The organism is Streptomyces sp. NPDC056527 (assembly GCF_042794475.1).
GTDB lineage: Bacteria > Actinomycetota > Actinomycetes > Streptomycetales > Streptomycetaceae > Streptomyces.
The window spans coordinates 24,304-33,466 of record NZ_JBHTTQ010000085.1; the positions used below are offsets into that span (position 1 = coordinate 24,304).

Annotated in this window: 10 protein-coding genes; 6 read left to right on the plus strand and 4 right to left on the minus strand. The window is 71.7% G+C overall.

Going from position 1 to position 9,163, the window contains the following annotated elements; translation table 11 throughout:
- Positions 1-14: 14 nt before the first annotated feature.
- The 4 genes from ACFQ7Q_RS29335 (at position 15) to ACFQ7Q_RS29350 (ending at position 3,817) form a co-directional block, all read left to right on the plus strand.
- Positions 15-194, plus strand: coding sequence for a hypothetical protein (locus ACFQ7Q_RS29335; RefSeq protein ID WP_383560252.1), 180 nt, complete (start codon positions 15-17; stop codon positions 192-194).
- 591 nt (positions 195-785) lie between these two features.
- Positions 786-2,411 (plus strand): penicillin-binding transpeptidase domain-containing protein, encoded by a 1,626-nt coding sequence (locus ACFQ7Q_RS29340; RefSeq protein ID WP_383560254.1) that lies wholly within the window; start codon positions 786-788, stop codon positions 2,409-2,411.
- Positions 2,412-2,480: 69 nt separating this feature from the next.
- Positions 2,481-2,969: a YbaK/EbsC family protein gene (locus ACFQ7Q_RS29345; RefSeq protein WP_383560255.1), complete on the plus strand. Its 489-nt coding sequence runs from the start codon at positions 2,481-2,483 to the stop codon at positions 2,967-2,969.
- Positions 2,966-3,817: an EamA family transporter gene (locus tag ACFQ7Q_RS29350; RefSeq protein WP_383560256.1), complete on the plus strand. Its 852-nt coding sequence runs from the start codon at positions 2,966-2,968 to the stop codon at positions 3,815-3,817. The genes ACFQ7Q_RS29345 and ACFQ7Q_RS29350 overlap by 4 nt, the downstream gene beginning before the upstream one ends.
- A 24-nt stretch (positions 3,818-3,841) precedes the next feature.
- On the opposite strand, the gene ACFQ7Q_RS29355 is transcribed toward ACFQ7Q_RS29350, so the two are convergent.
- From ACFQ7Q_RS29355 to ACFQ7Q_RS29370, 4 genes are read right to left on the minus strand one after another with little or no spacing between them, the layout of a single operon-like run.
- Positions 3,842-5,050: a serine hydrolase domain-containing protein gene (locus ACFQ7Q_RS29355; protein ID WP_383560257.1), complete on the minus strand. Its 1,209-nt coding sequence runs from the start codon at positions 5,048-5,050 to the stop codon at positions 3,842-3,844.
- A 45-nt stretch (positions 5,051-5,095) separates the two neighbouring features.
- Positions 5,096-5,851, minus strand: a complete 756-nt coding sequence (locus ACFQ7Q_RS29360; protein WP_383560258.1) for an energy-coupling factor ABC transporter ATP-binding protein — start codon at positions 5,849-5,851, stop codon at positions 5,096-5,098.
- On the minus strand, positions 5,839-6,600 hold the full coding sequence (gene cbiQ, locus ACFQ7Q_RS29365; protein WP_383560259.1) for a cobalt ECF transporter T component CbiQ: 762 nt from the start codon (positions 6,598-6,600) through the stop codon (positions 5,839-5,841). The genes ACFQ7Q_RS29360 and cbiQ overlap by 13 nt, the downstream gene beginning before the upstream one ends.
- Before the next feature lies 1 nt (position 6,601).
- A complete protein-coding gene (locus tag ACFQ7Q_RS29370; protein WP_383560261.1) occupies positions 6,602-7,633 on the minus strand; it encodes an energy-coupling factor ABC transporter permease in 1,032 nt (343 codons plus the stop codon).
- Positions 7,634-7,766: 133 nt separating this feature from the next.
- On the opposite strand from ACFQ7Q_RS29370, the gene ACFQ7Q_RS29375 reads away from it, so the two are divergent.
- Together ACFQ7Q_RS29375 and ACFQ7Q_RS29380 are read left to right on the plus strand one after the other, a co-directional pair.
- Positions 7,767-8,126 (plus strand): SsgA family sporulation/cell division regulator, encoded by a 360-nt coding sequence (locus ACFQ7Q_RS29375; RefSeq protein WP_383560263.1) that lies wholly within the window; start codon positions 7,767-7,769, stop codon positions 8,124-8,126.
- Positions 8,127-8,163: 37 nt separating this feature from the next.
- Positions 8,164-9,081: an endonuclease/exonuclease/phosphatase family protein gene (locus ACFQ7Q_RS29380; protein WP_383560264.1), complete on the plus strand. Its 918-nt coding sequence runs from the start codon at positions 8,164-8,166 to the stop codon at positions 9,079-9,081.
- The last annotated feature ends 82 nt before the right edge of the window (positions 9,082-9,163 follow it).

Genomic DNA, 9,163 nt, shown 5'->3' on the forward strand with positions numbered 1-9,163 from the left:
GGGGCCGCGTCCGGGTGAGCCACTTCAACGACTTCATGTGGAAGCCCGCTCTCGCGGCCGCGGGCATCATCCCGGAGCCCGAGAAAGGCAAGCGGTACGCATCCGCCCCGGAGCACAACATGCGCGCGCTGAGGCACTTCTACGCCTCCGTGCTCCTGGACGCGGGGGCGCGACTGCTGGTTGCGCCCTCTTGATGGCTGCCGGTGGCCATCGGCGACCCTCAGAACTCAGAGGGCCGCAGTCGTCGCATGCGCCCGGCCAACCGGTCTACTTCACCTTCTTCGGCTTCTTCGGCTTGTCCACATGGTCCTGAAGGACCACTTGTCCGTTATCGCTTACGGCCGAGGCCGCCTCGATGGCTGCTGGTGCGGCAAGGGCTCCGCAGAGGGCGAAGGCCCCTACTGCGGCGGCCGCGCGCCTACGAATCACGGCTTGCATAGGAATCACCGATCCGGCTATAGGGCCTCTCTCCAATCATCCGCCGACTGCGAGAGGCGGGCAAAGGGAACCCTCTGCACGTCGCGCCTCAAGCCGAGCAGCGAGGGGCAGAACCGGAAACCGTCAAGAGCCTCCACCAGGGGCTCCGGGACCATGATCACGCTCCAGAGGCGGCCCAGCAGCCGTCCAACGGCCCTGATCCGCAGCTCCGTTGCTGGTCAGGGCCGGGTGCACCCTTGATCCGCGAGGCGTCATCCACTGCTGGCATTCCGTTCCGGTAACAACCGTCACCCGTGTCACACCTGTCACCTAGGCTTCCGTGATCGCCTGGGGAGGGGAGCGCAATCGTGCGCAGTGGAGCGAAAGTGGCCATCGTCGGAGGGGTGTTCGTCATCGTCGCGGGTGGGGTCCTCTACGGGGGCTACACGCTGGCCGGCGGGATCAACGACGGCTCGGGGGCGAGCACCCAGGGGGCCGAGAAGAGATCCGGGCCCGTCACGGGGGACGAGGTCGAGAGCGCCGCGAAGGAGTTCCTGGCCGCCTGGGCCGCCGGTGAGTCCGACCGGGCCGCGCAGGCGACCAACAACCCCGTCGAGGCCGGGCCGGCCGTGCTGAACTACCGCGAAGGTGCGAAGGTCTCCAAGGCCGAGATCACCCCGGGCACGGCGGTCGGCACGAAGGTGCCGTTCACGGTCGACGCGACCGTGACGTACGAGGGGCAGTCGAAGCCCTGGAAATACACCTCGGAGCTGACCGTGGTGCGCGGGGTGACCACCGGGCGGCCGCTCGTCGAGTGGAAGCCGAGCGTCATCCACCCCAAGCTGACCCAGAACTCGACCCTGCGCACCGGCGCGGCGAAGACGGGCGCCGTCAAGGCCGTCGACCGCAAGGGCGCCGAGCTGACCAAGGAGAAGTACCCCTCGCTCGGGCCGATCCTGGACCAGCTGCGCGAGAAGTACGGGACGAAGGTCGGCGGCACGCCCGGTGTCGAGACCTTCGTCCAGTCCGACACCGAGGGCGTCCCCGACACCACCCTGGTGACCCATGTCCCGGGCAAGCCCGGGCGGCTCGAGACGACCATCGACGCGACCGTCCAGGCGGCGGCCGAGCGCTCGGTGAAGAAGTACGGGCAGGCGTCGGTGGTGGCGATCAAGCCGTCGACGGGCGAGGTGCGGGCGGTCGCCAACAGCCCGTCCGCGGGCTACAACACGGCGTTCCAGGGCACGCAGGCGCCCGGCTCGACCCTGAAGATCGTCACGGCGGCGATGCTCCTGGAGAAGGGCCTCGTCACGGCGAACGGGACCGCGCCGTGCCCGAAGGACGTCATGTACCACGGCACGTCCTTCCACAATCTCGAGAACTTCGCCCTCGGCGACGTGCCCTTCTCGCGCAGCTTCGCCAAGTCCTGCAACACGGCCTTCATCAAGTTGATCGACGACGTCAAGGACGACTCCGCGCTCGGCAAGGAGGCCCGGGACGTCTTCGGGATCGGCCTCGAATGGAAGACGGGCATCTCCTCCTTCGACGGTTCCATCCCCGAGGAGACGCAGGGCGTGGCGGCGGCGCAGTACATCGGGCAGGGCACGGTGCAGATGAACGTGCTCAACATCGCCTCGATCACCGCCACCGCGAAGTACGGGACGTTCAAGCAGCCGTTCCTGGTGTCCGAGGAGCTGGACGGCCGGACGTTCGCCGAAGCCTCGCGTTCGCTGCCGGACTCGGTGGCCCGTCAGCTGCGCGCGATGATGCGGGCGACGGCTACCGGCGAGGGCACGGGGGCGAAGGCGATGGCGTCGGTCGGCGGGGTCAAGGGCGCGAAGACCGGCTCGTCGGAGGTCGACGGCCAGTCCGACTCCAACAGCTGGTTCACCGGCTACTCCGACGACCTGGCCGCCGCGGCCGTCGTGCAGGAGGGCGGGCACGGCGGCGACGCGGCGGGCCCGGTGGTCGCGAGCGTGCTGCGGGCGGGCTGAGCCCGGACGTCCGCCGTCGCGGACCGATCGAGTCGCGTGGCCCGTACACCGACCGCTAGCGTGCGGGCCATGACCTCTCCTGAATCCCACGCCCACCCGCAGTTCGCCGCGGCCCTTCGGGAGCTCGGCCTCGATGTCGAGATCCGCCGCTTCCCGGACGAGACCCGCACCGCCGCGCAGGCCGCCGAGGCCATCGGCTGCGAGGTCTCCGAGATCGTCAAGTCGCTGATCTTCGCGGCGGACGGGGTCCCGGTGCTGGTCCTGATGGACGGCTCCTCGCGGGTCGACGTGGACCGGGTGCGCGAGGAGCTGGGCGCAGAGGCCGTGACGCGGGCCGACGCGAGCGTCGTACGGGAGACCACGGGGTACGCGATCGGGGGCGTCCCGCCGTTCGGGCACCGCACCAGGACCCGCGTCCTGGCCGACCGGGGGCTGCTCGACCACGACGTGGTGTGGGCGGCGGCCGGCACCCCGCACACGGTGTTCGCGCTGGACCCCAAGGCGCTGATCGCCCACGCGGGCGGCGCGCTCGTGGACGTCCGCGAGCGGACCAAGTGACGCCGCTGGTCGCGGCGGCGGTGCTGCTCGCCGCCGTGACGCACGCCGGCTGGAACGCGCTCGCCCACACGATCCGCGACCAGTTGCTCTCCTTCACGCTGATCTCCGGCGGCGGGGCGCTGATCGGTGGTGTCGCGGCCTTCTTCGTACCGCTGCCCGCGGCCGGGGCATGGCCCTACCTGATCGTGTCGGCCGTGCTGCACGTGGGCTACATGGCCTTGCTCATGCGGTCGTTCACGCTCGGCGACTTCGGCCAGATGTACCCGATCGCGCGGGGTACGGCCCCGCTGGCCGTCACGTTCCTCGCGGCCGTCTTCGTCGACGAGATCCCGGACGGCTGGCAGCTCACCGGGGTGGCGTTCGCATGCGCCGGCCTGACGGGCCTGGCCCTGTGGGGAGTTCGCGGCTCCGGCCGCCGCCCCGACTGGCCGGCGCTGCTCGCGGCCGGGGCGACGGGCCTGGCCATCGCGGGCTACACGGTCGTCGACGGCGTCGGGGTGCGCGCCTCGGGCACCCCGCTCGGCTACATCGCGTGGCTGATGGTCCTGGAGGGCCTGGCCATCCCTGCGTACGCCCTGTGGACCCGCCGGTCCGCGCTCCTGCCCCAGCTCCGGCCGCACGCGGTCCGGGGGCTGCTCGGCGCGGCGCTCTCGGTCTGCGCGTACGGTCTGGTCCTCTGGGCCCAGACGAAGGCGGCCCTTGCCCCGATCGCGGCCCTGCGGGAGTCCTCGATCATCGTGGGCGCGGCCATCGGAGCGCTCTTCTTCAAGGAGCGGTTCGGGGGGCCGAGGGTGGCGGCGGCGGGCCTGATGGTGGTGGGCATCGGTCTGATGCTGCACGCGAGTTGACCGGGCCGGAGCCTCACGGGCCGGTCACAGCACCGACCGCACCGCCCGCACCAGGGCCTGGGCCCGTGGGTCCGCGGTGACCGTCTTGCGCATGCCGTTCGTCACGTAGCCGAAGGCCGTGCCCGATTCGGGGTCCGCGAAGCCCAGGGAGCCGCCTCGGCCGGGGTGGCCGAAGGACGTGGGGCCGAGGAGGGGGGAGGCCGGGCCGTGGAGCATGTGGCCCAGGCCGAAGCGGGTGCCGACCATCAGGACGCGATCGGGGCCCGCGGACTCCTCGGTGCGGGCGAGGGTCAGGGTCGCCGGGGCGAAGAGGCGGGGGCCGCCGTCGACCGGGCCGAGGGTGGCGGCGTAGAAGCGGGCCAGGGCGCGGGCGGTGGAGACGCCGGCCGAGCCGGGGAGTTCGGCCGCGCGGTACGCCGGGTCGTTCTCGTCGGGCTTGGGGTCGATGGCGCCGAAGGCGCGCCGGGTGAGGGAGTCCGGGTCGCGGTAGGCCTCGGTGACCGAGCGCTTGGGGCGCAGCTTCAGGGCGCCGCTGTCCGCGGGCTCCAGCTCCTCCACCGGGCCCAGGCGGCCGACCCGCGCGGCCTCCTCGGGCGGCAGACCTATCCAGAGGTCGAGGCCGAGCGGACGGGCGATCTCCTCGGCGACCCAGCGTCCGATGGTGCGGCCGGTGACCCGGTGGACCAGGCCGCCGATCAGCCAGCTGAAGGTGTGGGCGTGGTAGCCGTGGGCCGTTCCCGGTTCCCAGGCCGGGGCCTGCGCGGCGATCGCGGCCTGGGCGGTCACCGGGTCGATCGCCTCGGCGAGCGTCAGCGGCCGGTCGAGGACCGGCAGCCCGGCCCGGTGCGCGAGCAACTGCCGTACGCTCACCCGGTCCTTGCCGGCCGCCTTGAACTCCGGCCAGTAGGTGCCGACGGGCGCGTCCAGGTCGAGCTGACCGCGCTGGTGCAGCAGCAGCGGTACGGCCGCCGCGACGCCCTTGGTTGCCGAGCGGACGACCTGCGCGGTGTCCACGGCCCACGGAGCGTCCCCGTCGACGTCCTTCGTACCGCCCCACAGGTCGACGACCTTCACCCCGTCGCGGTAGACGGCGAGCGCCGCGCCCCGCTCGCCACGGTCGTCGAAGTTGCGCAGGAACGCGTCCCTGACCGGCTCGAATCCCGCCGCCACCGTGCCCCGGACGTCCACGTCCCACACTCCTTCTCGCTCGTACCGGATCCGTCGCGCCCCCATGGTGCAACGCCGGACCGGGACCCCCGATTCCGGGGTCGGGAACGGTCAGGCGACCGGTCGGGGGGAGAAGCCGTACGGCAGCTCCAGGCGGTTGCGGGCCATCAGCTCCCCGTCGGCGAGGACGTCGGCCGTGGGCCCGTCCCCGGCGATCACGCCCTCGCTGAGGATGACCGAGCGCGGGCAGAGCTCCAGGGCGTACGGCAGGTCGTGGGTGACCATGAGGACGGTGACGTCCAGGGAGCGCAGGACGTCGGCGAGCTCGCGGCGCGAGGCGGGGTCGAGGTTGGAGGAGGGCTCGTCCAGGACGAGGATCTCGGGCTCCATCGCGAGGACGGTTGCCACCGCCACGCGCCGCCGCTGCCCGAAGGAGAGGTGGTGCGGCGGCCGGTCCGCGTACTCGGCCATCCCGACGCGGTCCAGCGCGCGGTGGACGACGGCCTCCAGCTCCGCGCCGCGCAGCCCGGCCGAGGCCGGGCCGAAGGCGACGTCCTCGCGGACGGTCGGCATGAACAGCTGATCGTCCGGGTCCTGGAAGACGATCCCGACCCGGCGCCGGATCTCGGCCAGGTTCCGCTTCTCGACGGGCATTCCGGCGACGGAGACCGTGCCGGCGCCACCGGTGAGGATCCCGTTGAGGTGCAGGACGAGCGTGGTCTTGCCGGCGCCGTTGGGTCCGAGCAGGGCGACCCGCTCGCCGCGCTCGACGGTCAGGTCGACACCGAAGAGGGCCTGGTGGCCGTCGGGGTAGGCGTAGGCGAGGCCGTGGACCTCGAGCGAGGGGGCAGCGTTCATAGCGTCCATCCGAGCAGGCAGATCAGGAGTGCGGCGAGCGGCAGGGCGGCGGCGTACGTCCACTGGGTCCGGGTGGCCGTCGCCTCGTCGATGACCGGTACGGACCCCGTGTACCCCCGGCTGACCATCGCGAGATGGACGCGTTCGCCGCGCTCGTACGAGCGGATGAAGAGCGCGCCCGCGGACTTGGCGAGGACACCCCAATGGCGTACCCCCTTCGCCTCGAATCCGCGCGAGCGGCGGGCGACGGACATCCGGCGCATCTCGTCGGTGATCACATCGCCGTACCGGATCATGAAGGAGGCGATCTGGACGAGGAGGGGCGGCAGCTTCAGCCGCTGCAGGCCGAGGAGCAGCGCGCGCAGTTCGGTGGTGGAGGCGAGGAGCACGGAGGCGGCGACGCCGAGGGTGCCCTTGGCGAGGACGTTCCAGGCGCCCCACAGGCCGGGGACGGAGACGGAGATCCCGAGGACGTCCGTCTGTTCGCCGGGGACCACGAAGGGCATCAGGAACGCGAAGGCCACGAACGGGATCTCGATCAGCAGCCGCCGCAGCAGGAACCCTGCCGGGATCCGGGCGAGCGCCGCCACGACACCGAGCAGGACCGCGTAGAGGGCGAAGGCCCACATCGCCTCGCGGGGCGTGGAGACCACGACCACGACGAAGGCGAGGACGGCGACGAGCTTGGTGTGCGGGGGCAGCGCGTGGACCGGCGAGTCTCCCCGCCGGTACAGCTTGTGCGTGTGCCCCGCTCCCATGTCAGACCTGCGCTCCGGACGATTCCGTACGGCGGCGGCGGACCATCCAGAACGCGCCGGTGCCGACGGCGAGGGTCGCGCCCACGCCGATCACGCCCGCGAGGCCGCCGGAGAGCCGGGTCGCCTCGATGCCCTCGACGCCGTAGTCGGCGAGCGGGGAGTCGGCCGTGGCGTGCTCCTCGACGTTCTTGTCGATGCCCTTGTCGGCGGCGACCTTCTCCAGGCCGTCGGGGCTGGCGGAGGCGTAGAAGGAGACGAAGCCGGCCAGGACGAGGGCGGCGATCAGACCGCCGATCCACACCTTCTTCGGCGAGCCGGGGTCGGCGGCCGGGGTGGCCGGGGCCGCGTCGACCAGTTCGCCGTTCACGCGGAGCTTGAGCGGGGTGCTCAGGCCGCGGGCGCCGTGGACGAGGTCGGGGCGGACGGCGACGACCGCGCCGACGGTCAGCATGGTGATGGCGGCCTCGCCGATGCCGATGAGGGTGTGGACGCCGACCATCGCGGTGAGCACTTTGCCGAGCGGTACGTCGGTGGTGCCGCCGAGGGCGTAGACGAGGGTGAAGGCGGCGGCCGCGGCGGGCACGGAGACGAGCGCGGCGACGAAGGAGGCGACGGTCACCGAGCGGCGGGTGCGCGGCAGGACGAGGACGAGGCCGCGGAAGAGCGCGTACGCGACGACGACCGTGACGACACCCATGACGGTGATGTTCACGCCGAGCGCGGTGAGTCCGCCGTCCGCGAAGAGGATGCCCTGCATGAGCAGGACGACGGCGATGCAGAGCACGCCGGTGTACGGCCCGACGAGGATCGCGGCGAGCGCACCGCCGAGCAGATGTCCGCTGGTCCCTGCGGCGACCGGGAAGTTCAGCATCTGCACGGCGAAGATGAAGGCGGCGACGAGCCCGGCCAGCGGGGCGGCCCGCTCGTCCAGTTCGCGTCGGGCTCCGCGCAGGCTGACGGCGACGGCGCCGACGGCGACGACACCGGCGGCGGCCGATACGGGGGCGTTGATGAATCCGTCAGGTACATGCACGTCCCGAATGATGAGCGTTCCTGCAAAGGACTTGCAAGAGCGCACAGATCACAGAAGGGCAGCGCTCGCCACGCGCGCGCCGCAAAATATGGGACATTAGGGGGTAAATAAGACGAGTGTGAGGAGTGACTCGATGTCCCCCACCGCGGATGACCGAGCAGTCGAGGATCACGCCAAGGGACGGATCATCACCGACGCCCCGCTCTCTCGCGCCGTCCCCGTCGCCCTGCGCTTCGATCCCGAGGCGACGCCCGCCACCGTGCGCTTCGTCTTCCCCGGCAACATCGAGTGGTCCTTCCCGCGCGCCCTCCTGGAGACCGGGATGCGCGCGCCGGCACGCCGCGGCGACATACGTGTCTGGCCCTGCGGCCGGGTGCAGACGGTGGTCGAGTTCCACACGACGGACGGGGTCGCGGTCGTCCAGTTCGACACCACGGCCCTGCTGCGCTTCCTGAAACACACCTATGCCGTCACCGCGTCGATCTCCCCGTAGAGTGCCGTCGTCATCTTGACGATCATGGGGGATCCACTTGAGGAAGAGACTGTGGGGAGCGCTCGGCGCTGCCCTCCTGGCCCTGTCCGGGGCATCGGTGTCGGGCGCGTCGGCGCAGGCCGCACCCGCGGCGACACCTCCGCCGGGGACCAACCTCCAGGTCATGACCTGGAACATGTGCGGCGTCGAGCGGTGGGGCTGCACCGGCACCGGCACCGCGGCCGAGAAGTCCGACGTCGTGAAGCAGTACACGCAGAGCCACTACGTGCAGGCCGTCCTGCTCCAGGAGGTCTGCGCGAGCGGCCTCGACGACCTGATGACCAAGCTCGGCCCGGGCTGGAGCAAGAGCTTCGTGCCGTACCAGTGGTCGCAGCAGGGCGTACGGACCCCGAGCCCCTGCGCGACCGGCACCGGCTCCGACCCCAACGACCTCGCCGGCACCGCGATCGTGGTCAAGGCCGGTCTCTCGGACGCGCAGCAGTACCCGACGACCCAGCCCTGGACCGGGCTGAACCGGCCGTTCCAGTGCGCGACGGCGACCTACTTCGACGTCCGGCTCTGCAATGTGCACGCGTCCACGAAGGGCGCCAACCCGGAGCACCCCGACTGGGACTACCGCGACGACCAGTTCGCGGAGATCAAGCAGGTCGTCTCCGGCTTCCCGAAGGTCGCCTTCGGCGGCGACTTCAACGCGAACCCGCCGGACCGGGCGGGCAACCCCGACGTCTGGATCTGGCCGGACGGGCTGTACTCCCAGGGTCCTGGCACCCCCGGGTACCAGGAGTGCGACCAGCAGGGGGCGGCCCGCACGGGCCGGGACACCCACAACGGCGGCTGGAAGCTGGACTACCTCTTCAGCAGCGAGGCCCGGCGGTGGTGCCTGGTCGCCGACACCCCGCGCTCGGACCACCACGTGGTCATCGAGAGCCTGACGATCACTCCCCCGGCGGCCTGAGCCGGTCCACCACCGACAGGCGGAGGCGAACCGCCCGGGCGGAGAAACACCCGCGCCGTCATCGTGTCGGACTCGACACGAT

Bases quoted from the DNA above. Each gene is read 5' to 3' on its own strand.
- ACFQ7Q_RS29375 (WP_383560263.1), top strand. From the start codon at position 7,767: ATGTCCCCCACCGCGGATGACCGAGCAGTCGAGGATCACGCCAAGGGA.
- cbiQ (WP_383560259.1), bottom strand. From the start codon at position 6,600: ATGGGAGCGGGGCACACGCACAAGCTGTACCGGCGGGGAGACTCGCCG.
- ACFQ7Q_RS29355 (WP_383560257.1), bottom strand. From the start codon at position 5,050: ATGGGGGCGCGACGGATCCGGTACGAGCGAGAAGGAGTGTGGGACGTG.
- ACFQ7Q_RS29360 (WP_383560258.1), bottom strand. From the start codon at position 5,851: ATGGACGCTATGAACGCTGCCCCCTCGCTCGAGGTCCACGGCCTCGCC.
- ACFQ7Q_RS29345 (WP_383560255.1), top strand. From the start codon at position 2,481: ATGACCTCTCCTGAATCCCACGCCCACCCGCAGTTCGCCGCGGCCCTT.